The sequence below is a fragment of the Castellaniella sp. GW247-6E4 genome (genome assembly GCF_040276065.1).
Classification (GTDB): Bacteria; Pseudomonadota; Gammaproteobacteria; order Burkholderiales; family Burkholderiaceae_B; genus Castellaniella.
On the sequence record NZ_JBELOI010000001.1, the window covers coordinates 1 to 24,823 of the forward strand.

20 protein-coding genes and 1 riboswitch are annotated in these 24,823 nt (G+C 66.2%); of the genes, 12 read left to right on the plus strand and 8 right to left on the minus strand.

The genetic code is table 11. The annotated features are described in order from the left end of the window. Positions 1-226 precede the first annotated feature (226 nt). On the minus strand, positions 227-1,147 hold the full coding sequence (locus tag ABS761_RS00005) for a LysR family transcriptional regulator (RefSeq protein WP_350405844.1): 921 nt from the start codon (positions 1,145-1,147) through the stop codon (positions 227-229). Positions 1,148-1,260: 113 nt separating this feature from the next. Between ABS761_RS00005 and ABS761_RS00010 the strand changes: the two genes are divergently transcribed. Beyond that, positions 1,261-1,938 carry an NADPH-dependent F420 reductase gene (locus ABS761_RS00010; RefSeq protein WP_502881345.1) on the plus strand — a complete coding sequence of 226 codons (678 nt, stop codon included), beginning with the start codon at positions 1,261-1,263 and terminating at the stop codon, positions 1,936-1,938. 131 nt (positions 1,939-2,069) lie between these two features. Here the strand turns inward: ABS761_RS00010 and ABS761_RS00015 are convergent, their stop codons facing one another. Beyond that, on the minus strand, positions 2,070-2,774 hold the full coding sequence (locus ABS761_RS00015) for a TetR/AcrR family transcriptional regulator (protein ID WP_350405845.1): 705 nt from the start codon (positions 2,772-2,774) through the stop codon (positions 2,070-2,072). A 130-nt stretch (positions 2,775-2,904) separates the two neighbouring features. On the opposite strand from ABS761_RS00015, the gene ABS761_RS00020 reads away from it, so the two are divergent. Beyond that, positions 2,905-3,357, plus strand: coding sequence for a VOC family protein (locus ABS761_RS00020; RefSeq protein ID WP_350405846.1), 453 nt, complete (start codon positions 2,905-2,907; stop codon positions 3,355-3,357). A gap of 163 nt (positions 3,358-3,520) precedes the next feature. Beyond that, positions 3,521-4,579 carry a DUF72 domain-containing protein gene (locus ABS761_RS00025; protein ID WP_350406588.1) on the plus strand — a complete coding sequence of 353 codons (1,059 nt, stop codon included), beginning with the start codon at positions 3,521-3,523 and terminating at the stop codon, positions 4,577-4,579. Positions 4,580-4,605: 26 nt separating this feature from the next. On the opposite strand, the gene ycaC is transcribed toward ABS761_RS00025, so the two are convergent. Both ycaC and ABS761_RS00035 read right to left on the minus strand, forming a co-directional pair. Beyond that, a complete protein-coding gene (gene ycaC, locus ABS761_RS00030; protein WP_350405847.1) occupies positions 4,606-5,235 on the minus strand; it encodes an isochorismate family cysteine hydrolase YcaC in 630 nt (209 codons plus the stop codon). A gap of 28 nt (positions 5,236-5,263) precedes the next feature. Then, entirely contained in the window at positions 5,264-6,169 is a 906-nt protein-coding gene (locus tag ABS761_RS00035; RefSeq protein WP_350405848.1) for a pirin family protein, read from the minus strand. Positions 6,170-6,300: 131 nt separating this feature from the next. On the opposite strand from ABS761_RS00035, the gene ABS761_RS00040 reads away from it, so the two are divergent. Next, on the plus strand, positions 6,301-7,212 hold the full coding sequence (locus tag ABS761_RS00040; protein WP_350405849.1) for a LysR family transcriptional regulator: 912 nt from the start codon (positions 6,301-6,303) through the stop codon (positions 7,210-7,212). 35 nt (positions 7,213-7,247) lie between these two features. Here ABS761_RS00040 and ABS761_RS00045 read toward each other — a convergent pair whose 3' ends face one another. Both ABS761_RS00045 and ABS761_RS00050 read right to left on the minus strand, forming a co-directional pair. Then, the gene (locus tag ABS761_RS00045) at positions 7,248-8,222 is read right to left on the minus strand and encodes a cation diffusion facilitator family transporter (protein ID WP_502881346.1); all 975 of its coding nucleotides are present in this window, start codon (positions 8,220-8,222) and stop codon (positions 7,248-7,250) included. A gap of 2 nt (positions 8,223-8,224) precedes the next feature. Then, on the minus strand, positions 8,225-9,118 hold the full coding sequence (locus tag ABS761_RS00050) for a cation diffusion facilitator family transporter (RefSeq protein WP_350405850.1): 894 nt from the start codon (positions 9,116-9,118) through the stop codon (positions 8,225-8,227). Positions 9,119-9,298: 180 nt separating this feature from the next. Here ABS761_RS00050 and ABS761_RS00055 point away from each other — a divergent pair, with 180 nt between their 5' ends. Beyond that, on the plus strand, positions 9,299-10,135 hold the full coding sequence (locus ABS761_RS00055; RefSeq protein WP_350405851.1) for a bifunctional allantoicase/(S)-ureidoglycine aminohydrolase: 837 nt from the start codon (positions 9,299-9,301) through the stop codon (positions 10,133-10,135). Positions 10,136-10,195: 60 nt separating this feature from the next. Here ABS761_RS00055 and metG read toward each other — a convergent pair whose 3' ends face one another. Together metG and ABS761_RS00065 are read right to left on the minus strand one after the other, a co-directional pair. Then, positions 10,196-12,265, minus strand: coding sequence for a methionine--tRNA ligase (gene metG / locus ABS761_RS00060; RefSeq protein ID WP_350405852.1), 2,070 nt, complete (start codon positions 12,263-12,265; stop codon positions 10,196-10,198). A gap of 33 nt (positions 12,266-12,298) precedes the next feature. Next, positions 12,299-12,574: a hypothetical protein gene (locus ABS761_RS00065; protein ID WP_350405853.1), complete on the minus strand. Its 276-nt coding sequence runs from the start codon at positions 12,572-12,574 to the stop codon at positions 12,299-12,301. Between the two features lie 138 nt (positions 12,575-12,712). On the opposite strand from ABS761_RS00065, the gene apbC reads away from it, so the two are divergent. The 7 genes from apbC to ABS761_RS00100 all read left to right on the plus strand — a co-directional run bounded on the left by apbC (position 12,713) and on the right by ABS761_RS00100 (position 24,582). Further along, on the plus strand, positions 12,713-13,798 hold the full coding sequence (gene apbC, locus ABS761_RS00070; RefSeq protein WP_350405854.1) for an iron-sulfur cluster carrier protein ApbC: 1,086 nt from the start codon (positions 12,713-12,715) through the stop codon (positions 13,796-13,798). Between the two features lie 5 nt (positions 13,799-13,803). Further along, on the plus strand, positions 13,804-15,630 hold the full coding sequence (locus ABS761_RS00075) for an autotransporter assembly complex protein TamA (protein WP_350405855.1): 1,827 nt from the start codon (positions 13,804-13,806) through the stop codon (positions 15,628-15,630). Further along, positions 15,627-19,145 (plus strand): translocation/assembly module TamB domain-containing protein, encoded by a 3,519-nt coding sequence (locus tag ABS761_RS00080; protein WP_350405856.1) that lies wholly within the window; start codon positions 15,627-15,629, stop codon positions 19,143-19,145. Before ABS761_RS00075 ends, ABS761_RS00080 begins: the two co-directional genes overlap by 4 nt. 64 nt (positions 19,146-19,209) lie before the next feature. Further along, positions 19,210-19,773: a dCTP deaminase gene (gene dcd, locus ABS761_RS00085; protein ID WP_350405857.1), complete on the plus strand. Its 564-nt coding sequence runs from the start codon at positions 19,210-19,212 to the stop codon at positions 19,771-19,773. A gap of 28 nt (positions 19,774-19,801) precedes the next feature. Next, on the plus strand, positions 19,802-22,066 hold the full coding sequence (locus tag ABS761_RS00090) for an Orn/Lys/Arg family decarboxylase (RefSeq protein WP_350405858.1): 2,265 nt from the start codon (positions 19,802-19,804) through the stop codon (positions 22,064-22,066). Then, the gene (locus tag ABS761_RS00095; protein WP_502881366.1) at positions 22,045-23,325 is read left to right on the plus strand and encodes a BaiN/RdsA family NAD(P)/FAD-dependent oxidoreductase; all 1,281 of its coding nucleotides are present in this window, start codon (positions 22,045-22,047) and stop codon (positions 23,323-23,325) included. Before ABS761_RS00090 ends, ABS761_RS00095 begins: the two co-directional genes overlap by 22 nt. A gap of 69 nt (positions 23,326-23,394) precedes the next feature. Further along, the gene (locus tag ABS761_RS00100; protein WP_350405860.1) at positions 23,395-24,582 is read left to right on the plus strand and encodes a CaiB/BaiF CoA transferase family protein; all 1,188 of its coding nucleotides are present in this window, start codon (positions 23,395-23,397) and stop codon (positions 24,580-24,582) included. 141 nt (positions 24,583-24,723) lie between these two features. Then, positions 24,724-24,812: riboswitch (glycine riboswitch) on the plus strand. Positions 24,813-24,823 lie beyond the last annotated feature (11 nt).

A 24,823-nucleotide genomic window follows, 5' to 3' on the forward strand; every position in this document is an offset into this window, starting at 1 on the left:
CATCCCGCGTCCCGGCGGTGCGCGTCAACCGCTCAAGATAGTTGTCGTCCACCGCTCAAGATAATTGTCGTCGTCCACGCTTCCCATGGACGGCCAAGGAAGGCCATGGGCGGCATCACCCCAAAGCAGCGGCTGACCGTGGCCGCATAGCGTTCCGGCTTCTGGCAATCGCTGAAAATGGTGGATCACCGTCATGGCTCATCCCCGAAAACAGACTGTCGTTGAGCTACTTTATAGGCGTTCGCCCATAAGCAGCAGGCGATGCGCCAAGGAGTTCGACCATCCGCGACTCGCATGGGGAGAGGTCATACCCTCGTCGTTGCGAGATCATGAACGTAAGCAAACCGATGTGCCAGGCGCGGCGCTCAAGTTCAACAAGCTGTCCGCTCGCCAGGTCCTCGCCAACGAGGTGCCGGGGCAAGTGGCCCCAGCCGAGACCAGCCTTGAGAAGATCACGCTTGGCGCCGAGGTCATTGACCAGCCACTGGCGTTTGCCGGCGACACCCTGTTGGGTCTTTTCCGCTCCCGGCTGGTTATCTGTAACGACGATCTGAACATGTCTGCCAAACTCGTCCATCGGGATGGGTTCCAGTATCGAAGCGAGTGGATGGGATGGCGCGGATACCGTCACCATCTCGGCCTCATACAGCCAGTGGCGTTCGATGGCATCCGGGCTCACCTCTGGCACGTTCCCGATCGTGACAGCCAGGGCACACACCCTTTCGAGCACCAGGCCCTCGCCGCCTTGCATCGTCGTGATTCGCAGGTCGATCACTGCGGTGCAGAACTCCTCTTGCAGTGTCCGCAAGCAGTTGATCAGGTGGGCACGCGGGAAGTAGGCATCGATCGCAACTGAAACCTGTGGCGCCCCAGCCCTGGCGATCGAGCTGGCACGGTTCTTCATTTCTTCCGTGCGTGAGATCACCGCCCGCGCGTCCGGCAAGAGGCTGTGCCCCGCCGCGGTGAGCTGCGCCTTTCGTGTGTTTCGCTCGAACAACTCGACATCAAATGCGCTTTCCAGCGCCTTGATCGCATGGCTAATGGCTGACTGTGCGCGCCTGAGTTTCCGCGCCGCACCCGAAAAGCTTCCCTGATCGCATACCGCGACGAACGCACGCAGTTGGTTGATGGTGACGTTATCGAGCATTTATATCTAAACAGTAGATTGAATTAAGCAATTTTTCGTCAATTGTATTGATGAGTCAAGGAGACTAGACTGATTTCCAGCTTCAACAAAGGACGCCAACCCGGCGACACATCATGAACAGATTGAATGGAAAAACCGCCGTGATCACCGGCGGCCTGGCACAAATCCAAGGAGAATATATGAGCTATGCAATTATTGGCTTCGGCCAGATCGGCCAGGCTCTGGCCAAGGCTTTTGCCCGAAGCGGTATCGAAGTATCCGTTGCAACCACACGCGACCCGGAAAGCTTTGCATCCACCGCGGCTGCGATCGGACCCAACATCATTCCCAAAACACTGGCGGAAGCGGTCAAGGCGGACCTCGTCTTTTTGGCTGTCCGTTACGAGTCGCACCGGGATGTCGCGAAAGCGCTGCTGACCTGGAGGGGAAAGATCATCATTGACGTGACCAATACCTACGGCGTGTCCCCTGAGGAACTGGGAGGACAGCCGTCTTCCAAGCTCGTCGCACAGGCTTTCACAGGGGGAAGATTGGTTAAGGGCTTCAACCATTTGGCTGCTGCCGTCCTTGACCAAGACCCGGCCGTACAGGGTGGTAGAAGAGTCGTGTTCCTGACGAGCGACGATGAGGGCGCGGCAGCGACAGTGGCGGCCCTCGCCGAGCGACTCGGTTTTTCACCTATCAATCTTGGGAAGCTCGAAGAGGGTGGTGCGCTTGTGCATGCACGGAACAAGACCTGGGGGCCGCTCATCTTCCAGGATCTGTTCAAGAAGGCACCGTCAGCGATGTAAGATCATCACGGCAAGATCATTATCAGACGATAGGATACGGGGGAGGGTTTCTCGTCCTTGGCCTGCAGCGCCTCGCGCGGTTTCATCAGGGTTTGTCCCCAACGGTCGGGCGACGGGTCCAACACCGACGATCATGTGCGCAATAACTGCGAGCTGGGCTGAGGTGGCTCAGACAGCCCACTTTCCACCATCCGCAGCAGCCGCAGGCTCAGCGCCGTACGCACCTCCGGCGGCGCGTGGCGCAATGGGCCGTCGATGATGAGCAGCGCCAGGCCATGGACCGAAGACCAGGCCAGGAACTCGGCGCCCGGCCTCTGGTCCGCGGCCAGCACACCGGCTCGCACCAGGGTGTCAAGCGCATAGCTCAATAATTCGAACGGATTCAGTCCTTTGCCGGCGGTATGCGCAGGATTCGGGGGCACCTCGACATCGAAGTCGCCGAACGCAAAGGCAGTGCGGAACCATCCGGTTTCCGCCTGCGCGAAACCCAGGTAGCCGCGCCCCACGGCGGCCAGCATGGCGCGGGCGCGTTCGATCGGGTTTGGCAATGTCTCGGCCTGGCGCAGCTCCTCCTCGATCGCGCGCGCCAGCGCGCCCAGGGATGCGGCGCGCACGGCCTCGAATAGCGCCTGGCGGTTGGCGAAATGACGATACGCCGCATTCGGCGCTACCCCGGCCCGTCGTGTGGCTTCGCGCAAGACCACCGCCTGGGGACCGCCCTCGCGCGCCAGCGCCAGGCCCGCCTCGATCAGGGCGGTGCGCAGGTCGCCATGGCGATACGTCTTGCGCGGCCTGGGCGCCGCGGCGGAGGACTGACGATTGACGGTCTCAGGCATCGTTTACAAACATGTACATTTTGGATGTGGACGGTGTTCATTTTAGCCCTCAATATATGTGGACGATGTCCACAATTGATGGGATCGGACCGAATCAATCCACGTATCTACCTATACAAGGAGGGCCTCCATGCGATTCTCGCCCTATCTGAACTTCGATGGCGATGGCGCCGAAGCCATGGCTTTCTATGCGGAGCTATTCGGTGGCCGCATTGTGCACCAGTCCACCTTTGGCGAGATGCCGCCCCACGAGGGCATGCCGCCGCTGCCGGAGGCCGCTCTGGGTCGCCTCATGCACGCCCACCTGCAGGTGGGGGCGCAGTCCATCATGGCCTCCGACGCGATACCGGCGATGCCGGGGCAAGCGGACGACGCCTGCGCGGGCGGCTACCGCAAGCCGCAGGGCATGTGGGTCTCCATCGGAGTGGACAGCGCGGCCGAGGGGCAGCGTGTGTTCGATGCGTTGGCCCGGGACGGTCAGGTGACCATGCCGTTTCAGGCCACGTTCTGGTCTGCCGGTTTTGGGATGGCGACCGACCGCTTCGGCACGCCCTGGATGGTCAATGTCGTTGACGTAACCTGAAGGCGGGAGCCGGTCGGTCATGTACCACCCCTATCGCTGGGTCGTCGTCGCAGCCGGGGGCCTGCTGGGCATGATGGAAACGCTGATTGAGAGCGCATGCCATGCCCCGATTCTTGCGGCATTGAGGTACCCTTCAGTCTGTCACAATGCCGGTATGACAAGCATGCAGGGCGATCTTTTTGGGGCAGCGGTTTCCCGGCCGCCGGCCGAACCGACGACCGACGCGGCCTCTCGCGCGAGCCTGGCGTCCTCCGGTGGCCGGAGCATCGCCAAGGTGCGACCCGCGGCGTCAGTGGAGAATTGGCGTGAGTTGGCGCGGCGGCTTCCCGCGCAGTTGCGTTTCGGGGTTTCCACCTGGTCCTACCCGGGCTGGGAAGGCCTGGTCTGGGACGGCGAGTACGATCCGGGCACATTGTCCAAGCACGGCCTGGGCGCCTACCATCGGCATCCGCTGCTGCGCACGGTGTGTGTGGACCGCAGCTTCTGGCGTCCGTTGACTGCGAGCCAATATGCCGCCTACGTGAGCCAGGTCGGCGACGACTTCCGTTTCGTCGTCAAATGCCCGGCCAGTGTCACCGATGCCCAGGTCCGCGGCGACGAAGGCAAGGCACTCAAGCCCAATCCGGATTTTCTCGATCCACGCCTGGCCGTCGAACACTTCGTGCAGCCTACGCTCGCGGGCTTGGGCACTAGGCTCGGCGTGCTCGTCTTTCAACTGAGCCCATTGCCTTGGGGGTGGCTTGGTCGCTGCACCGAGCTGCTGGACAGGCTCGGCCACGTGCTGGCCGCGGTCCGGCAGGCCTTGCCCGCGCAGGCGCCCCCGATCGTCGCCGTGGAAGTCCGGGATCCGGAGCTCCTGGGCCAGGCGCTGGTCGACACGCTCAAGGCGCATGGCGCTACGTTCTGCCTGGGCCTGCACGGAAAAATGCCGCCGATCCAGGAGCAGTTGCCCGTGCTGCGCGCACTATGGCCGGGGCCGCTGGTCTGCCGATGGAACCTGAACCGCATCTTTGGCGCGTACGGCTACGCCGATGCGCAAAAGAAGCATGCGCCATTCGATGCGCTGACCAGCGAAGACCCCCACACCCGTGCCGAGTTGGCGCGCGCCATTCGTGGTATCACGGGCGCCGGCCAACCAGCCTATGTGACCGTCAGCAACGACGCCGAGGGCAGCGCGCCGCTCTCTATCCAGAAGCTCGCGCTCGCGGTGGCGGGACGCTAGGCCGCAAGCCGCCTGCAAGCGGCTTGCTATCGTGCCGTGGACAGTGTGTTGTAGCTGTTGATCAGATTCCGGTAGTCGGGGATGTGGTTCGAGAACAGTGTGCCCAGGCCCTCGACATCGTTGCGCCAGTCGCGGTGCAATTCGCACGCCGCGCCGAACCAGGTCATGAGCTGCGCGCCGGCCTGTTCCATGCGGCTCCATGCGGCCTGCTGGGTCATGCTGTTGAAGGTGCCCGAGGCGTCGGCGATCACGAAGACCTCGAAGCCTTCCTCCAGGGCCGACAGCACCGGGAAGGCCACGCAAACCTCGGTTACCACGCCGGCGATGATGAGCTGCTTCTTGCCCGTGGCCTTGACGGCCTTGACGAAATCCTCGTTGTCCCAGGCGTTGATCTGCCCGGGACGGGCAATGTAGGGCGCGTCGGGGAATTTCTCTTTCAGCTCGGGCACCAGCGGGCCGTTGGGACCGTTTTCGAAGCTGGTGGTCAAAATAGTCGGCAGCTTGAAGTAGTCGGCCATGTCGGCCAGGGCCAGCACATTGTTCTTGAACTTGTCCGGGTCGATGTCGCGCACCAGGGACAGCAGGCCGGTCTGGTGATCTACCAGTAATACGGCGGCGTTGTTCTTGTCGAGGCGGATGTAGGATTTGGTGCTCATGGTGATCTCCTTGAAAGCAAAGGGCTGCTCAGTGGTTCGATGTGGGGGCGGGCGCTTTGCGCTCGACCGCCGGGATGCGGCCGAACCGGCCACTGTTGAAGTCCTCCAGCGCCTGCCGGATTTCCTCGTGGGTGTTCATGACGAACGGGCCGTAGCCGGCGACGGGCTCGTCTATCGGCTCGCCCGACAGCCACAGCAGCGTGACGTCGTTGTTGGCTTCCAGGTGCACCGTCTCGGCCGCGCGGTCCATGTGCACCAATTGGCCGTTGCGAGCGATTTCCTGGCCGTTGATCAGCACGGTGCCGCGCAGCACCACCAGCGCCAGCGTGTGACCCGGCCGGGCCTCGAGTTCGGCCGAGGCGCCGGCCTCGAGCCGCAGGTCCCAGACGTCGATGGGCGTGAAGGTCCTGGCAGGCCCATGGCTGCCTCCGTAGCTGCCGGCAATGACGCGCAGGTGGCCGGCACCCTCCGGCAGATCCACCTGCGGGATATCGGCGTTCAGCAAGGTTTGGTAGCCGGGCGCGGACATCTTGTCCCGAGCAGGCAGGTTGACCCATAGCTGCACCATCTCCAGCGGGCCGCCGCTCTGGGCAAAGGCATCGGAGTGGTATTCCTCGTGCAGGATGCCCGAGGCCGCGGTCATCCACTGCACGTCGCCAGGGCCGATCGTGCCGCCCGCGCCGGTGGAGTCGCGGTGGGCCACCTCGCCCTCGTAGACGATGGTCACGGTCTCGAAGCCCCGATGCGGGTGTGTGCCTACGCCGCGCCGCGATGTGGTCGGCGTGAAGGTCTGGGGGCCCGCGTGGTCCAGCAACAGAAAGGGGCTCAGGGCCTTGCCATGGTTATCGTAGCTGAACAGCGAGCGGACGGGAAAACCGTCGCCCACCCAGTGGCTGCGTGGGGCTTCGTAGATACCCAGGATCTTTTTAAGCATGCGGTTTCTCCTTTCGGCGAGCCTGCGGCCCCGTCGGGCACCGCAGGCGTTGAACATGGCTAGAGTATGAATTTGGAACACCGGATTGAATAGTCCACAATATTCATCTTCAAGGTTCTATTTATGAAACGATGATATTGCCCAACCTCAATGAGTTGTACTACTTCGCCCAAGTGGTGGAGCACGGCGGGTTTGCGTCCGCGGGCCGTGCCCTGGGCATTCCAAAGTCCAAGCTCAGCCGCCACGTCGCCCGGCTCGAAGAGCGCTTGGGTACGCGGCTGTTGCTGCGTTCCACTCGCAGCTTCGCCGTGACCGAGGTGGGCAAGCGCTATTACCAGCATTGCCGCGCCATGCTCACCGAGGCCGAAGCCGCGGAAGAATCCGTGGCGCTTGCGCATTCCGAGCCTTGTGGCGTGGTGCGGATGAGCTGCCCCGTGGCGCTGCTCGCGGCGCGTGTCGGCGGCATGCTGGGCGAATTCATGCGGCAGTACCCGCGGGTGGTGCTGCAGGTGGATGAGACGAATAGGCGCGTGGACGTGGTGGGCGAAGGGCTGGATCTGGCCATACGCGTGCGCCCGCCGCCGCTGCAGGACAGCGATCTGGTGCTGCGCACGCTGGCCGAGCGCCGGCAATGCCTGGTCGCCAGTCCCTCGCTGCTGCGGCGCATGGGCACACCCGCGGGCCCCATGGACTTGGCCGACTGGCCCAGCCTCGACATGGGCCTGCCGCAGGATACCCATCGCTGGGTGCTGTCTGGGCCTGATGCCGCGCGTACCGAGGTGCGCCACCAACCGCGTCTGGTGACGCAATCCATGCTGGCGCTGCGTGCTGCGGCCCTGCTGGGCGTCGGGGTGGTACAGCTGCCCAATATGTTCGTGCAGGAGGACGTCCGCGAGGGCACGCTGACACGGGTGCTGCCGGATTGGCAGCCGCGGCCCGAGATCATTCACGCCGTCTACGCCTCCCGGCGCGGGCAGCTACCCGCTGTACGCGCCTTGCTGGAGCATCTGAGCCAGCGGTTCGAAGCCCTGCCGGAAGAATGAGACCGGGCGCGGAGGCGGGAGGCGGGTGTCAGGTGTCAGGCCCGGGGCTCGCAGCCGTGCGGATCGGCCAGTGTCATTGGCCCGTTTGTCAGGCTGCACGAAGCCGCGTCCTCCTCGTTCCAGTCGATGGCCACGGTGGCGTGCTCGATGCCGAACCGCGCCATGAGTTCGTGCTCGACCGCGCGCGCGACCAGACGCGCCTCGGCGTCGCGGACCGGGCGCACGTGCAGGGTCGCCAGGGCGCGGCCCGAGGTGATCAGCCAGACGTGGACATGGCTGATCTCGGCGACGCCGGGGACGGCGTCCTGCAAGTGACGCTGGATCATCTCGGGCTTGGCGTTGTCGGGAGCGCCCTCGAGCAGGATGTGCAGCGACTTGGCGAGCAGGTGCCAGGCGCTGCGCAGGATCAGCAGGGAGACCACTACGGACAAAATTGGGTCGATCGGCATCCAGCCCGTGAAATAGATGACGATGGCCGCGCCCACCGCGCCCACCGAGCCGAGCAGGTCCCCCAGGACGTGCAGCATGGCGCCCTTGATGTTGACGTGATCGCTGTCGCCGCGTGTCAGGATCCAGAAGACCAGGGCGTTGATGAGCAGGCCCGCGAGCGCGACGACGAACATGGGGCCGGCCAGCACCGGCTGCGGCTGCAGGAGGCGCTGCCACGCCTCGATGGCGATCCACAGGACGATGCCGAACAGAGTGATCGCATTGACGAAGCCGGCGATCACCTCGAAGCGCAGATAGCCGAAGGTGCGCTTGTCATCGGCCGCGCGGCGACCGTAGCGGAATGCCGCGTAGGCCAGCGCGAGCGCGACGGCGTCGGTGAGCATGTGGCCGGCATCGGCCAGCAGCGTGAGCGACCCCGACAGGATGCCGCCGGCCACCTCCACCAGCATGAAGATGAAGATCAGGAAGAACGAGATCAGGACCTTGCGCTCGTTGGCGCCCGTCACCGCTGGCGCATGGTCGTGCGGGTGATCGTGGTCGTGATCGTGCGAGTGGGCCATGGTCAGACGGGATCGAAGTGCGTCATCACGTCCAGCACCGGCAGGTCGGCCATGACGCGGCGGCGCGCCTCGACGGCGATGGCGTGGCCGGCTTCGATGGTGAGCTGTCCGTCCATTTCGATATCGACCTCGACCCAAATCATGTCGCCCATTTTACGGGTGCGCAGATCGTGGATGCCTCGCACGCCCGGCGTCCCCAGGAGCCGTTCGCGGATGGCGCGCTCGGTATCCTGGTCGGCCGCGCGGTCGACCAGGTCGTTGAATGCGTGCCAGGAGAACTTCCAGCCCATGCGTATGATGAACAGGCCGACGATCAAGGCGGCGAGCGGATCGGCCAGAGGCAGGCCGGCGAGGTTCGCGCCGATCCCCATGGCCACGATCAGCGAGGAGGCGGCATCCGAGCGCGCGTGCCAGGCGTTGGCCACCAGCAGGGTCGAGCGCACGCGCCGGGCGACCCGCAGCATGTAGCGAAACAGCAACTCTTTGGACAGCAGGGCGAACAGCGCCGCATAGAGCGCGGCCTGGTGGACGACCGGGATGGTGCTGGGGTCCTGCAGGCGGTCGAAGCTACGCCACAGCATGCCGGCGCCCACGATCAGGAGCAGTACGCCGATGGCGAGCGTCGCGGCGGTCTCGAAGCGCAGGTGCCCGTAGTTGTGGTCGGCGTCGGGGCCCTTGGAGCTGTGCTTGTTGGCGAGCAGGACCAAGCCGTCGGAGGCCAGGTCCGAGAGCGAGTGGATGGCGTCGGCCACCAGCGCCTGGGACTGCGCGAACACGCCGATCACCAGTTGCGCGGCGGTCAGCAGGGCGTTGACGTAGACGCTGACCCAGGTGCTGCGCCGGGCGGCCGCGTGGCGCTCGGGGCTCGGCGGAAGGGGTGCGGACGAGGTAGGCATGCCAGAGAGTATAGGTGAGCGGCGGCGCGCGGGTGGTCTATTCTCGAAACCGCATGAGGGTCATTTGAGTTTTAGTTTGAAAATATTGGAATCCTTGGATATGGTGATGCCTCTTGATCCGGTTTTCCAGGCCCCCGCGCGCGCGCCCGAGCCCCCAACATGTCACCTCAGGAGTTTTCCGTGTCCACGACCTACTACGCGCCCCATGGCGGTCATCCCGCTCAAACCGAGTTGCTGACCGACCGCGCCATGTTCACCGAAGCCTACGCCGTCATTCCCAAGGGCGTATTCCGCGATATCGTCACCAGCTATCTGCCGTTCTGGGAAAAGACGAGGCTCTGGGTCCTGGCGCGTCCCCTGTCGGGCTTCGCCGAAACCTTTTCCCAGTATATCGTCGAGGTCGAGCCCGGCGGCGGCAGCGACCGGCCGGAGCAGGACCCGCAGGCCGAGGGCGTGCTGTTCGTGGTCGAGGGCGAGATCGAGGTGTCCCTGGCGGGTGCGGTGCACGCGCTGACGACCGGCGGCTACGCCTTCATCCCGCCCGGCTCGGCATGGTCGTTGCGCAACCGCGGTCCCGTGGCCGCCCGGTTCCACTGGATCCGCAAGCGCTATCAGGTCGTGGAGGGGATCGCCGCGCCCGAGGCGTTCTTTACCAACGAGCAGAATGTCGAGCCCATCCCCATGCCGGGCACCGAGGGCCGCTGGGTGACGACGCGGTTCGTGGACATGGCCGACATGCGCCACGACATGCACGTGAACATCGTGACCTTCCTGCCGGGCGGCGTCATTCCCTTTGCCGAGACGCACGTCATGGAGCACGGCCTGTACGTGCTCGAGGGCAAGGCGGTCTATCGACTGAACCAGGACTGGGTCGAGGTGGAGGCTGGTGACTTCATGTGGCTGCGCGCGTTCTGCCCGCAGGCCTGCTACGCCGGCGGCCCAGGCCCCTTCCGCTATCTCTTGTACAAGGACGTCAACCGGCACGCGGCCCTGACCCTGGGCGGCGCGGCGCTCTGAACGCCGTCCGGCCCCTGGGCTGCCAGATTCCCAGGCCGGCTACACCACCCCCGGTGCCGCCTAGCTGATCCGCATGCCCGGCTGGGCGCCGTCCGAGGGCTCGAGGAGGTAGAGCCCGCCGTCGACCGTGGGGTCGGCGTGGCTGGCGGCCAGCACCATCCCCTCGGACACGCCGAAGCGCATCTTGCGCGGCGCGAGGTTGGCCACGAGCACCGTGAGCTTGCCGGCGAGGTCCTCGGGACGGTAGGCCGACTTGATGCCCGAGAAGACCTGTCGCAGGCGCCCCTCGCCGACGTCCAGCGACAGGCACAGCAGTTTGTCCGAGCCCTCGACCTCGGTGCATTCGACGATGCGCGCAATGCGCAGGTCCAGGCGCGCGAAGTCCTTGATGTCGATGGTCTCGGCGATGGGCTCACCGCCCGGGAGGGCGGCCGGCTCGGCCGGTGCCTCGAAGAGCGCATCGAGCAGTTTTGGGTCGACGCGCTGCATCAGATGTTTGAAGGGTGCGATCCGGGTCGGGGCCACGCCCGCGTCGGTCCAGGCAAAGGCCCGGTCCAGGCCAAAGAGCTCGCGCGCCACGCGCTCGGCCAGGGTCGGCAGCACGGGCGCCAGCATGACGGACAGCGCTTTGAAGCCGGCCAGCGCGCGTGAGCAGGTGTCCTGCAAGGCGGCCTTCTGTGCCGCATCGGCTTGGCCGAGGCCCTTGGCCAGCACCCAGGGCTGGGCCGCGTCGAAGGCTTGGTTGATGCGGTCGGCCAGGGCCATGATGCGGCGGATCGCGCGGCCGTATTCGCGCGCCTCGAAATCAGCGCGCACCTCGTCGGCCACGTGCGCGAGCTCGGCGCCCATGGCCCGCGCATCGTCCGAATACGCCAGCACGCCATCGAAGTGCCGGGTGATGAAGGTGGCGGCGCGGCTGGCGATATTGACGTATTTCCCGATCAGGTCGCTGTTGACGCGCGCGACGAAGTCATCGGGGTTGAAGTCCAGGTCCTCGACGTGGGCGTTGAGCTTGGCCGCGATGTAATAGCGCAGCCATTCGGCATCCATGCCGATCTCGAGGTAGCGCAGCGGCGAGATCCCCGTGCCGCGGCTCTTGGACATTTTCTCGCCGCTGACGGTGATGAAGCCGTGCACGTGCAGCAGGTCGGGCGTCTTGCGCCCCGAGAACTTCAGCATCGCCGGCCAGAACAGCGCGTGAAAGTAGACGATGTCCTTGCCGATGAAATGAACCTGTTCGGTGTCGCCGGCCGGATCGAGCAGGGTGTCGAAGTCCAGGCCCTTTATCCGGCAGTAGGCCTTGAGCGAGGCGAGGTAGCCCACCGGCGCGTCCAGCCAGACGTAGAAATACTTGCCGGGCGCATCCGGGATGGGGATGCCGAAATACGGCTCATCGCGGGAGATGTCCCAATCGGCGAGATTGGCCTCGGCGCCCTCGCTGGTGCCCAGCCATTCACGGGTCTTGGCCAGCACCTCGGTTTGCAGGCGCCGGGTGCCGTCGGCGCGCGTGCCGTTGGTCCATTCCTGGAGGAAGGCGACGCAGCGCGGATCGGACAGCTTGAAGAAGAAATGCTCTGACGAGCGCAGCACGGGGCGCGCCTGGGTGATCGTGGAGTAGGGGTCGATCAGGTCGGTGGGTGTGTACACCGCGCCGCAGACCTCGCAGGAGTCGCCATACTGGTCCTTGGCGTGACAGTGCGGGCACTCGCCCTTGATGTAGCGGTCGGGCAGGAACATGCCCTTCACGGGATCGAAGAACTGCTCGATCTGGCGGCTGAAGATCAGGTCCGAGGATTTCAGCGCGCGGTAGATGTCCTGGGAGAGCTCGGTGTTCTCGGGGGAGTCCGTACTGTGCCAGTGGTCGAAGCGGATGTGGAATCCATCCAGGTAGCGGGGCCGTTCGTCGGCGTACCGGGCAACCAGGGCCTGTGGCGTGATCCCCTCGGCCTCGGCCTTGAGCATGATGGGCGCGCCATGCGCATCGTCGGCGCCGACGAAATGCACCGTGTGGCCCGCCATGCGCATGCCGCGCACCCAGATGTCGGCCTGGATGTATTCCATGATGTGGCCGATGTGGAAGGAACCGTTGGCGTAGGGGAGGGCGGTGGTGACAAAGAGGGTGCGCGGCATCGGAGAGACGTAAAAATCCGTAAAACCTCAATTCTAGGGGATTTCACGCATCTCGATGTCGGTGACCTCTTGGGGCTTGGCGCCGCTGGCATGCGGGCGTGTGCCGGGAAAGCCGGGGTGCGCGCCCGGGCGGCGGCGCTCGGCCCAGTAGGCCTTCATGCCGAAGGGCCGGCCCTGGATGCGGGCGACCACGTAGAGCACGGCGACCGCGATGGCGGTCGAGGCCATGAAGACGAACGCCATGATCATGCCGAAGAAGGCCAGGACCAGGAACAGGGCGCCGCGCAGAATCTGTTGGATGGTGTTCATGGGTGTTGGACTCCTCGCACCCCGAAGGGCTCAAAAGCATAGCGGCATGGTGGTCGATATTGGGGTCAATCCTGCGATGTCAAGATCGATCCGCTATCCTTTCGGTTTCGACCATCTATCTTATTACCGGATCACCTCATGAGCGCGAACATCCTGGACATCCGCGAGGCCTTGTCCAAAGTCATTGACCCCGATACCCGCAAGACATTGCCGGTGACCGAATCCGAATTGCAGATTCGGCCCGCAGGCGATGCCTATGACATCACTGTAACCCTGGGCTACCCCTTGTTCAATGGGCAGGACGAGTTGCGCGGGCGGATATGCGACGCGCTGGCGGCCCGGGGCGTGCGCGCGGGGGCCGTCGATTTCGTCTCGGCCATCCGCACCCACGCGGTGCAGCGGGGCCTGCGGCCGCTGGATTCCGTACGCAATATCATCGCGGTGGCCTCGGGCAAGGGCGGGGTGGGCAAGAGCACCACCGCGGTCAACCTGGCCCTGGCCCTGCATGCGCAGGGTGCCCGCGTCGGGCTGCTGGACGCCGACATCTATGGCCCCAGCGTGCCTATCATGCTGGGCCTGTCGGGCAAGCCCAAGAGCGTCGACGGCAAGAGCATGGAGCCGCTGATCGGCCATGGCCTGCAGGCCAACTCCATCGGCTTTCTGATGGACGACGACGGCCCCGCGATCTGGCGCGGCCCGATGGTCACCCAGGCCCTGACCCAGTTGCTAAGCCTTACGAATTGGCACGATTTGGATTATATGATTGTGGACATGCCGCCCGGAACCGGCGATATTGCCCTCACCATGGCGCAGAAAGTCCCTCTGACGGGTGCGGTCATCGTGACCACCCCGCAGGATCTCGCCTTGGCCGATGCCCGCAAGGGCCTGGTCATGTTTCAGAAGGTTGATGTGCCTGTGCTTGGGATTGTTGAAAATATGTCCGTCCACATCTGCTCGAATTGCGGGCACGCCGAGCCTATTTTCGGCCAGGACGGCGGCCGCCAGCTCGCGGCGGCGTACAACCTGCCCTGGCTGGGCGCGCTGCCGCTGCAGATCGATATCCGCAGCGAAACCGATTCCGGGCGCCCCAGCGTGGTGGCTTCTCCCGAGGGCGCCGCGGCCAAGCTCTACCAAGAGATCGCGCATCGACTTGCGGTGCATGTGGCTGGACAGCCCCTGGACGATTCCGGCAGCCGTCCGCGGGTGGTCGCCCGCAAGACCTGAGTCCGATGCGAGGGGGGATCGGGCAACTGTGCCTTTGCGGTGTGCTGGGACTGCAGGGGGTGGTCCATGCCGCGCAACCCGAGGTCATCATTGATCCAGGGGGGGCGCCTCCGGAGGTGTTGCAAGAAATTACCGAGGCGGTGAGCGCGATTACGCGCCTGGCCGAGGACCAGGACGTGCGCGAGATCGCCCGCCTGCGGCGACGGGCCTGGGATGCGGCGCGCGCGGCCTTGCAGACCCAGGGCTATTTTGCCCCGGTGGTGACGCTCGACGTCACCGAGGGTGCGCCGGACGGCGGCGAATTCTGGGATATCGCCATCGAGCCGGGCGAGCGCTCGCGGGTCCGCATGCTGGGTCTGCATTTCCGCGGCGTGATCGCCGACGAGGCCCACGCGGGGCGCCGCGAGACGCTGCGTGAGCAGTGGCCGTTGCGCCCGGGGATGCCCTTCATCAACAACGACTGGAGCTCGGCCAAGGCCGTCTTGCTGGACGATGTCGGTCGCAAGGAGTTCTATTTCGCCCGCTATGCGCACACCCGCGCGACCGTGGACCCCGAGGCCGCCGCCGCCGACCTGGACGTGACGATCGACAGCGGCCCCTCGGTGCGCCTGGGTCCCTTGCATGTCGAGGGACTCAAACGGGTGCCCGAATCCCTGATCGCGCGCTATGTGCGCTACGAGCCGGGCGATCCCTACGACCAGGACCAGCTCGACGCCTGGCAGCAGGCCTTGCAGTCGACGACGTTCTTTCGCGGCGCCTTCGTGACGCTCGAGGAGCCGGGCGCCACGCCGGCCGGCGCCGATCCGGGCGCCGCCCTGCCCGCGCCCGCCGCCCGACCCGCAGGCGATGCACCGGTGGACCTGCCGGTGCGGGTCCAGGTGACCGAGGCGCCTGCCCGCCGCGCCAGCGGCTCGCTGGGGGTGGACAGCGACCACGGTGTGCGGGTCGAGGGCCTGTATCGCCAGAATATCGTCTTTGGCCAGCCCGTCTGGATCGAGACCGGCGCGGGCGTCGATCCCAAGCGCCAGCGCGCGTTCTTCGACGTGCACCTGCCGCCGACCCTTGCGGGCTACCACGATAGTTTCGGCGTCCTCTACGAGCATACGGACATCGAAGGCCAGGAGAACAGCCGCGCCGGCCTGGGCTGGACCCGCACCCAGAAGCGCCAAGGTGCCGGCGACAGCCGCGTCGAGTATGAGACGCAGTGGGGCGGGCTGGTGACCTATGACAAGACGCGCATCTCGGGTGGGGAAAAATACGAGGTGCCGAGCTGGTCGGCGAACTGGAAATGGCTGCGACGGGACGTGGACGCGAAATACGATCCGCGCGAGGGCAATCTGATCGAGTTTGGCCTGGGCGCGGGTACGACGCTGGACGACTGGAAGCCCTTTTATCGCGGCAGCCTGCGGGCCCAGCAGTGGTGGCCCATCGGCCGGCGCGACGTGCTGACGGTGCGTGGCGAGGTGGGCCAGGTCTGGGCGGACACCGATCGCTTGCCGCAGGATTTTTCGTTCCGGACCGGCGGATCGCGCACCATCCGTGGATATCACTATCAGAGCATCGGCATCGAGAGCGGCGATGCCATCATCGGCGCGCCCTCGCTGGCCGTTGCCAGCATTGAGTACGTCCACTACTTCACCGATCTGCTGGGTGCGAGCCTCTTTGTGGATGCAGGCGACGCGGCGCCTTCATTTTCCCAGATGGACTGGCACGTGGGGTACGGAACGGGCCTGGCGGTGCGTACGCCGGCCGGGCCGTTCTACGTGGACCTGGCCTGGTCCGAGAAGGACCGGCGGCTGCGGCTGCATTTTTCCCTGGGGATCGCATTTTGAAGACGATCCTGCGCGTCCTGCGGTTTTTCGGCTTGTGGGTGCTGCCCTTCATCGTGACCGCGCTGCTGCTCTCGATGGGTTTCGCGTATTGGTGCGCGGCCAGCGCCTCGGGTACGCGCTGGCTGCTGCGCACCGTGGCCACGCAGTTGGATGGCATCGCGCAGGGGGTGCATGGCACCTTGCGCGACGGTGCCTATGTCGAGGGCCTGTCGCTCGTCCTGCCGGGGGCTGACGTGCGGGTCGTGGGCCTGCACCTGAAAATCCTGTGGCCCGAGCTGCTCGAGCGCCGGGTGCGCATCGACGATGTGTCCGCGCTGCGGATCGATGTGGCGCTTCATCCGGCCCCCGACGAGGCGACCGAGCCAGACAGCCCCTTCCAGATGCCGGCATTGCCTGTCGACATCCAGATCGACCGGCTGGCCCTGGGTGGCCTGGGCTTGACGGTCGGCGGCGAGGCGCCGCCGGTCGAGTTGCTGTCCGTCTCGACCGCCCTGACCCTGGACCGCCATGCCGCGAGCGTGCGCCTGGACCAGCTGCAGGCCGCCTGGGGGCAGATGCTGCTGTCGCTGGACGGCCGCCTGGGGGTCAACGGCCTCGCCTCGCCCTGGCCGCTGGTGCTGGACCTGCACGGTTTCGCACAAGATCGCAGCGCGGATTCGCCCTTGTGCCTGCGGCGGGCCCTGGGCGCCCGTGCTGCGGCGGGCGAACCCGGCCCGGAGCCCGAATGCCGGATCGTCCTTGGCCTGCATGTCGAGGGATCACTCGATAGCCTGACAGCCGCGCTGCGCGCCGAAGGCGAGGGCCTGACCCTGAAAGCCGACGCGGACGTGTTCCCGGGCCAGCCGTTTCCCGTGGGGCGCGCCCAGGCGTCTGCCAGCTTTCCGGATGGGTCCGAGGTCTCGTTGCAGGTCGAGCCGCAGGCCGCCGAGGGCGGGGGCCGGACGCTGGCGGCGCAGTTCGCCATGCGTGGTTTCGACCTGAGGCCGTGGTTGCCTGAGGAACTGGGCGCGAGCCTATTGTCCGTTCAGGGACAGACGCGCGTCGACCTGGACGCGTCCCATGCCGTGCGCGCGCTGAGCCTGAAGTTGGGCGTCGATCCGAAGAGCCGCTGGAATGGCCAGCCCCTGTCCGGTGCGATCGCGGTGGACCGCGTGGGGAGGCGTTCGGGGCCGCTGTTTGACGCCGCGGCGGCCGGGGGTTTCGATGTGGGGGGCTTGGCCGTGTCCGGACTGGATGCCGATGTGACCCTGGGGCGCGACCGCGTGCGCATGCGCGGCGAGTTCAGCCTCGAGCGCATGGCTCTGGAACTGCGGGCCGACCTGCCGGCCCTGGCCGCCTTGTGGCCGGATCTGCCGGGCGGTGCACGGCTGCATGCGACGCTCGAGGGCAGCGCCGCGCGACAACGCCTGATGCTCGAGGCCGGCTACAACCCCGAGGATGCAAAGGAGGGGGTGCTCGGACGCGCGCCCATTGATGCCCGCCTGCGCCTGGACGGTGGTTGGGTGGAGGACCAGGGCTGGCGGGGCGCCCTCGCCGCGCTGGACGTTTCGCACGCCGGCTTGTCCCTGCGCAGCGAAACGGCTGTACCCCTGGAGCTGGATACGCCGTCCTGGGCCTGGAAAGTGGGCGCCGCACGCCTGGCGGTGGGGCTCGATGGCGAGAATCTGCTGCGGCTGGATCATGCCGCCTCCAGCGGCTCGGGCCGCCAGTGGTCGTCCCGCGGCCACATTGATCCTCTGGTGGTGACGCCAGGGCGCATCGAGCAACTGCAAGGCTGGCTCGCCCGGGGCGCGCGCGAAGAGGGGGGCGTGCGCACCGCCTTGTCCGCGCAGGCCCGCGACAGCCGGCTGGAGGCGCGCCTGGATTGGTCGCTGTCCTACGACGATGCGCTCGCGGGCGACATCCGCCTGGCGCGAACGGGCGGCGATCTGGTGGTGCCGGGCGATGTGCCGATCGAGTTGGGCCTGCGCGAGGCCGCCCTGGACGTGGCGATCCGGCGGCGAGCGCCTGGACTGAGCCAGATCGAGGCCGACTTGCAGGTGGCCACGACGCGGATGGGGTCAATGCGGATTCGCGCCGGCAGCCCGCTGCATGCGTCGGCGGGCGGCGGACTGGGGATCGACCCCAAAGACCCCAAGACTGTGCGCATCGAGGCGGTCTCGGAGGATCTCGCCTGGGTCAACTTGTTTCTGCAAGGCGGCCTCGAGGTGGGCGGCACGATTCATGCGGATATCCAGGGCCGCAGCCTGCCCGATGGGCGCTGGAGCCTGAGCGGCCCCCTGCGGGGCGAGCACATCACGCTGCTGAGCGTCGATCAGGGCGTGCGGCTGCTCGATGGCACGTTGCAGGCCCATTTCGATGGCGAGCGCGTGACGCTGGACGCTCTGCGCTTCCCGGCCGTGCGCCGCGTCACGCCCAAGGAGTGGCGCACGGCCACCTGGATCGCCGAGGAGCCCGATGCCCAGAACGGATCGCTCACGCTGTCGGGTGAGTGGGACTTGTTCCGGCAGGGCGGGGGCCTCGACATCGCGTTTCACCGCTATCCCATCCTGCAGCGCGCGGACCGCTATGCGATGATCAGCGGCGCCCTGCGCATCGACAGTGTCCTGCCACGGCTCGCGATTCGCGGCCGGATCGCGGCCGATGCCGGCTGGTTCGACCTGGACATGCTCAGCAACATCCCGTCCCTGGACGGGGACGTGGTGATTCTCGAGCCCGGCAAGAAGGCGCCCGCGCCCGAGGACTCGTCGCCGCTCCTGGACATCGACCTGGATCTGGCCGTGGACCTGGGGCTGCGCTTTTACCTCACCGGCTATGGCGTGAACTCGGGCCTGGTGGGCGAGATCAAGCTGCGCATGGCGGCGGGCAAGCTGACCGGCATTGGCGAACTGCGCACGCGCGGCGGGTCGCTCGACGCCTACGGACAGCACTTGCAGTTGCGCCGCGGCACCGTCACGTTCCAGGGCGACATCACCAATCCGGTGATCGGCATCGAGGCCTTGCGCACGGACGCGGCGGTGCGTGCCGGGGTGCGTGTGGCCGGTACCGCGCGCCGCCCGCGCATCGACCTGGTATCCTATCCGGACGTGAGCGAGACCGAGAAGCTCACCTGGCTGCTGCTGGGCCACGGGCCCGACGAGAGTGGGGGCGACATGGCGCTGCTGTTCTCGGTGGGCAGCTCCTTCCTGTCCGGCGGCGAGCCGTTCTACCAGCGTTTCGGCCTGGACGAGCTGAGCATGCGTTCGGGCGAGCTCGGCAGCACCGGCAGCATTCTGCCCATCCAGAGCGTGGTCAGCAGCCAGGACACCAGTGGCGCGAGCGACATCGAGCAGCGCTTCATCCTGGCGGGCAAGACGCTGTCCAGCGGCCTGCGGGCCAGCCTCGAGCAGGCCCTGTCCCAGACCGGCACGGTGGCGCGCCTGAGCTATCGGCTGATGCGCGGCCTGCGGGCGGAGCTCACGGTCGGCACAGTCAATGGTCTTGCCCTGGTATATCGGTGGTTCTCGATGGATTGAGTGCGCGGGAACCCTCCCGGGCAAAACGCGCATAAAATACCGCAACGCGAATACAGGGGTGACCATGAGCATCAAGAATGATCGCTGGATCCGGCAGGCGGCGCGAGCGGGGATGATTGACCCGTTCGAGCCCGGACAGGTGCGTTCGGTCGATGGCCAGCGCATCGTCAGCTATGGGACCAGCAGCTATGGTTACGATGTGCGTTGCGCCGACGAGTTCAAGATCTTCACCAACATCAACTCGACCATCGTCGATCCCAAGGCCTTCGACGAGAAGTCCTTCGTGGATTTTCATGGGGACGTGTGCATCATCCCGCCCAATTCCTTCGCCCTGGCGCGCACTGTCGAGTATTTCCGGATTCCGCGCAGCGTGCTGACGGTCTGCCTGGGCAAGAGCACCTACGCGCGCTGCGGCATCATCGTCAACGTCACGCCGCTGGAGCCCGAATGGGAAGGCCACGTGACGCTCGAGTTCTCCAACACCACGCCCCTGCCGGCCAAAATCTACGCCGGCGAGGGGTGCGCCCAGATGCTTTTCTTCGAGAGCGACGAGGTCTGCGAGACCTCCTACGCCGACCGGGGCGGCAAGTACCAGGGACAACTAGGGGTCACGCTGCCCCGCACTTAGGGCTGTCCGGCCCTCAGGGTGAATCGCAATGAAATTTCGTTTTCCCATCGTCATCATCGACGAAGACTATCGCTCCGAGAATGCCTCGGGTTTCGGCATCCGGGCGCTGGCGGCGGCGATCGAGGCCGAGGGGGTGGAGGTCCTGGGGGTCACCAGTTATGGTGACCTCAGCTCTTTTGCACAGCAGCAAAGCCGTGCGAGCGCCTTCATCCTGTCGATCGACGACGAGGAATTCGACGAGGATTCCCCCGAGGACGTGGCCAACGCGATCAAGAACCTGCGCGCCTTCATCGGCGAGCTGCGTTTCCGCAACGAGGACATCCCCATTTATCTGTACGGCGAGACCCGCACCTCGCAGCACATCCCCAACGACATCCTGCGCGAACTGCACGGCTTCATCCACATGTTCGAGGATACGCCCGAATTCGTCGCGCGCCACATCATCCGCGAGGCCCGCGCCTATCTTGACAGCCTGGCGCCGCCGTTCTTTCGCGAGCTGCTGGAATACGCCTCGGATGGCTCGTACTCCTGGCATTGCCCCGGGCACTCGGGCGGCGTCGCCTTCCTCAAGAGCCCCGTGGGCCAGATGTTCCACCAGTTCTTTGGCGAGAACATGCTGCGCGCCGATGTCTGCAACGCGGTCGACGAACTGGGCCAACTCCTGGATCACACCGGGCCGGTGGCCGAGTCCGAGCGCAACGCCGCGCGGATCTTTCATGCGGATCACTGCTTTTTCGTGACCAACGGCACCTCGACCTCGAACAAGATCGTCTGGCACGCCAATGTGGCCTCGGGAGACGTGGTGGTGGTCGATCGCAACTGCCACAAGTCCATCCTGCACGCCATCACCATGACCGGGGCGATCCCGGTGTTCCTGCGTCCGACGCGCAACCACCTGGGCATCATCGGGCCGATTCCGCTCGAGGAATTCGACCCCGAGAATATCCGCCGCAAGATCGAGGCCAACCCCTTTGCCCGCGAGGCGGCCAACAAGCGTCCCCGCATTTTGACGCTCACGCAGAGCACTTACGACGGCGTGACCTACAACGTCGAGATGATCAAGGAAAAGCTCGGCTCCGAGATCGACACCCTGCATTTCGACGAGGCATGGCTGCCGCACGCGGCGTTTCACGAGTTCTACGAGGACATGCACGCCATCGGGCCGAACCGGCCGCGCAGCAAGGACACCATGATCTTTGCCACGCACTCGACGCACAAACTGCTCGCCGGCCTGTCGCAGGCCTCGCAGATCGTGGTGCAGGACTCCGAGGAGCGCGCGCTGGATCGCAACCTGTTCAATGAGGCGTTCCTGATGCATACGTCCACCTCGCCGCAGTATGCGATCATCGCATCGTGCGATGTGGCCGCGGCCATGATGGAGCCGCCGGGCGGCACCGCCTTGGTCGAGGAGAGCATCCGCGAGGCCCTGGATTTTCGCCGCGCCATGCGCAAGGTCGAGTCCGAGTTCGGCAAGAACGACTGGTGGTTCAAGGTCTGGGGGCCCAACCGTCTCGCCGCCGAGGGTATCGGCAATCGCGAGGATTGGCTGCTGGCCTCGGGCGACGAGTGGCACGGCTTCGGCGATCTGGCCGAAGGCTTCAACATGCTCGACCCGATCAAGGCTACGGTGGTCACGCCCGGCCTGGACATCTCGGGCACGTTTGCCGACACCGGCATCCCGGCGGCCCTGGTTTCGCGCTATCTGGTCGAGCACGGCGTGGTCGTGGAAAAGACCGGCCTGTACTCGTTCTTCATCCTGTTCACGATCGGCATCACCAAGGGACGTTGGAACACGCTGCTCACCGCCTTGCAGCAGTTCAAGGACGACTATGACCGCAACCAGCCCCTGTGGCGCGCGCTGCCCGAGTTCAGCCGCTCGCACAAGCGCTACGAGCGCCTGGGCCTGCGCGACCTGTGCCAGCAGATCCACGAGGCCTATCGCTATTATGATTTCGCGCGTCTGACCACCAAGGTCTATCTTAGCGACATGGTGCCTGCCATGCGTCCGGCCGACGCGTATGCGCGCATGGCCCACCGCGAGGTCGAGCGCGTGGCGCTCGGCGATCTCGAGGGGCGCGTGACCGGCGTGTTGCTCACGCCCTATCCGCCGGGCATCCCCTTGCTGGTCCCCGGCGAGCGCTTCAATCGCGACATCGTGGACTACCTGAAGTTCACGCAGGATTTCAACACGCGCTTCCCGGGTTTCGAGACCGACGTGCACGGCTTGGCCTATACGCTCGACGAGCAGGACCACCGGCACTACTACGTGGACTGCATTCGCGAGGCCGGGTGACGGCGGCGTATGACGCGGTCGTGATCGGCGCCGGGGCGGCCGGCATGATGGCGGCCGGCGTCGCAGCGCAGCGTGGGCTGCGGGTGGCGCTGGTCGATCATGCGACGCACCTCGCGGAAAAGATCCGTATTTCCGGCGGCGGGCGCTGCAACTTCACCAATATTGGCACCACGCCCGCGAACTTTCTGTCGCGCAACCCGGATTTCTGTCGTTCGGCCCTGCGGGCCTACACCCCGCGCGACTTCATCGAGTTGATCGAGAGCCACGGCGTGCGCTGGCACGAAAAGCATCGCGGGCAGCTTTTCTGCGATGATTCCAGCGAATCCATCATTGAGGTGCTGCGCCGCGAGTGCGACGCCGGCGGCGTGCACTGGCGCATGCCGTGCGCGGTCCAGGCCGTGACCATCGAGGATGGGGTCTATGTCCTGGATACCGCGCAGGGCCGTTTGCGTGCGCGCCAGCTCGTGCTGGCCACCGGCGGGATGGCGATCCCGCAGATGGGCGCCACGGATTTTTCGCTGCGCGTGGCGCGCGGATTCGGCCTGCGGATCGTCGAGCCCCGGCCCGCGTTGGTGCCGCTGGTTTTCGATGCGGAGCAGTGGCGGCCCTTTGCCGCCCTGGCGGGTGTGGCTCTCGAGGTCGGCATGCGCGCGGTCCCCACCGGGACGGATCCGGCGGCGGGTGCCCCGGGGCCGGGCGCCGGACGGCACCATCGGCGCCATGCCGCACCCGACTTCGTCGAAGACCTGCTGTTCACGCACCGGGGGCTGTCGGGGCCGGCGGTGCTGCAAATTTCCAGCCACTGGCGCCCCGGCGAGGCGATCGTCGTCGATCTCTCGCCGCACGAGCCCATGGCCGATTACCTGTTGCGTCAAAAGGCGGGCGGCCGCCAGCTCCTGTCCACGGTGCTGGCGCAGGCCTGGCCGCGCCGCCTGGCGGAATCGTGGCTGGCGCAGTCCGGCGGCCTGGACGCCCTTCGGGTGGCCGATGCGAGCGACCGCGACTTGCGCGCGCTCGCCGGTCGGATCCATGATTGGCGCTTGTGGCCCACGGGCACCTCGGGCTACAAGAAGGCCGAGGCGATGAGCGGCGGCGTGGATACCGACGAACTGGACCAGCGCAGCATGCAGGCGCGCCGGCGTCCGGGCTTGTATATCGTGGGCGAGGCGGTCGATGTCACCGGCTGGCTGGGGGGATATAACTTCCAGTGGGCCTGGGCCTCGGGCATGGCCTGCGGGCGCGCGCTGCTGCCCGCCTGAGCGCGTCGCGCCGGGTACCGAGAGGCCTGCGGGTGGCCGATCGTCGGCAATGGAATGGAGGATGAGCACATGAGCAAGCCCTTGTCTGGGATACGCGTACTGGAAATGGGTCAGTTGATCGCCGGCCCTTTCGCCGCCAAGATGCTGGGCGAGTTCGGCGCCGAGGTCATCAAGATCGAGCCGCCCGGGCGGGGCGATCCCCTGAGGGCCTGGCGCCTGCTGCACGAGGGCACCTCGGTGTGGTGGCAGGTGCAGTCTCGCAATAAACGGTCGGTCACTCTGGATCTGCGCGATCCCGAGATCCAGGCGCTGGTGCGCCGCCTGGCGGGCGAGGTGGATGTGATCGTCGAGAACTTCAAGCCGGGAACGCTCGAGGACTGGGGCCTGGGATGGGAGGATCTGCGGCGGATCAACCCCCGGCTGGTCATGCTGCGCGTGTCGGGCTATGGGCAGACCGGGCCGTATCGCGACCGGCCCGGTTTTGGCCTGGTGGCGGAAGCCATGGGCGGCTTGCGCCATCTCAGCGGCGAGCCGGGGCGCCCGCCGGTGCGGGTGGGGGTGTCGATCGGCGACTCCCTGGCGGCCCTGCATGGCGTGATTGGCGTCTTGCTGGCCTTGCGCGCGCGCGACCGGGACGGGGTGGGCCAGGTGGTGGATGTGGCCTTGTACGAATCCGTGTTCAATATGATGGAAAGCCTTTTGCCGGAATACTCCGTGTTCGGCGAGGTGCGCCAGCCGGCGGGCAGCAGCCTGCCCGGGATCGCCCCCAGCAATGCCTATCTGTGCCAGGACGGCAAGTACGTGCTGATCGCCGGTAACGGCGACAGCATCTTCAAGCGCCTGATGCGGGTGATCGGGCAGCCGGATATGGCGGACGACCCGGCGCTCGAGAATAATGTGGGCCGCGTTGCCCAGGTGGGCCGCATCGACGAGGCGATCGGCCGCTGGACCGCCGCCCATGGCCTGGAGGCCGTGCTAGAGGCGCTGAACGCGGGCGGCGTTCCCGCCGGACGGATCTATGACATTGCCGACATCGCCGCCGACCCGCACTATCGGGCACGCGGCATGATCCTCGAGGATGCGCTGCCCGACGGCACGCCCTGCGCGGTGCCGGGTGTGGTGCCCAAACTCTCGGCCACGCCCGGGGGAATCGACAGTCCGGCCCCGGCCCTGGGCCAGCACACCGACGAGGTGCTGGCGGGCCTGGGCGTGGATGCCGCGACCCGGCGTGCCTGGCGCGATCGTGGATTGATCTAGCACATCCTGTACGGATGAACCGATCAGGACGCTGGGACGCCGCCTGGCAGACTGTGGTGCCGAGGGGAATGTGGGGGCCAAATGGCGTTCGCCGATTGTTGCCGGCCCCGGTTTCAGGGTATGCTTATCGCTTGCTGTCACCCGATGCGGGTGGGAGAGCGCCGGCCTCGCCGGCCGCCGAAGGCGCAATTCGCCCAGAATCGCTCAGGCACCCGTACCATCCGCATGATGTTCGCCAGGG

Coding starts and splice junctions, on each gene's coding strand:
- ycaC (WP_350405847.1), bottom strand. CDS start 5,235: ATGAGCACCAAATCCTACATCCGCCTCGACAAGAACAACGCCGCCGTA.
- ABS761_RS00005 (WP_350405844.1), bottom strand. CDS start 1,147: ATGCTCGATAACGTCACCATCAACCAACTGCGTGCGTTCGTCGCGGTA.
- ABS761_RS00090 (WP_350405858.1), top strand. CDS start 19,802: ATGAAATTTCGTTTTCCCATCGTCATCATCGACGAAGACTATCGCTCC.
- ABS761_RS00040 (WP_350405849.1), top strand. CDS start 6,301: ATGATATTGCCCAACCTCAATGAGTTGTACTACTTCGCCCAAGTGGTG.
- ABS761_RS00100 (WP_350405860.1), top strand. CDS start 23,395: ATGAGCAAGCCCTTGTCTGGGATACGCGTACTGGAAATGGGTCAGTTG.
- ABS761_RS00045 (WP_502881346.1), bottom strand. CDS start 8,222: ATGGCCCACTCGCACGATCACGACCACGATCACCCGCACGACCATGCG.
- dcd (WP_350405857.1), top strand. CDS start 19,210: ATGAGCATCAAGAATGATCGCTGGATCCGGCAGGCGGCGCGAGCGGGG.
- ABS761_RS00065 (WP_350405853.1), bottom strand. CDS start 12,574: ATGAACACCATCCAACAGATTCTGCGCGGCGCCCTGTTCCTGGTCCTG.
- ABS761_RS00020 (WP_350405846.1), top strand. CDS start 2,905: ATGCGATTCTCGCCCTATCTGAACTTCGATGGCGATGGCGCCGAAGCC.
- ABS761_RS00035 (WP_350405848.1), bottom strand. CDS start 6,169: ATGCTTAAAAAGATCCTGGGTATCTACGAAGCCCCACGCAGCCACTGG.
- apbC (WP_350405854.1), top strand. CDS start 12,713: ATGAGCGCGAACATCCTGGACATCCGCGAGGCCTTGTCCAAAGTCATT.
- metG (WP_350405852.1), bottom strand. CDS start 12,265: ATGCCGCGCACCCTCTTTGTCACCACCGCCCTCCCCTACGCCAACGGT.
- ABS761_RS00015 (WP_350405845.1), bottom strand. CDS start 2,774: ATGCCTGAGACCGTCAATCGTCAGTCCTCCGCCGCGGCGCCCAGGCCG.
- ABS761_RS00010 (WP_502881345.1), top strand. CDS start 1,261: ATGAACAGATTGAATGGAAAAACCGCCGTGATCACCGGCGGCCTGGCA.
- ABS761_RS00025 (WP_350406588.1), top strand. CDS start 3,521: ATGCAGGGCGATCTTTTTGGGGCAGCGGTTTCCCGGCCGCCGGCCGAA.
- ABS761_RS00075 (WP_350405855.1), top strand. CDS start 13,804: ATGCGAGGGGGGATCGGGCAACTGTGCCTTTGCGGTGTGCTGGGACTG.
- ABS761_RS00050 (WP_350405850.1), bottom strand. CDS start 9,118: ATGCCTACCTCGTCCGCACCCCTTCCGCCGAGCCCCGAGCGCCACGCG.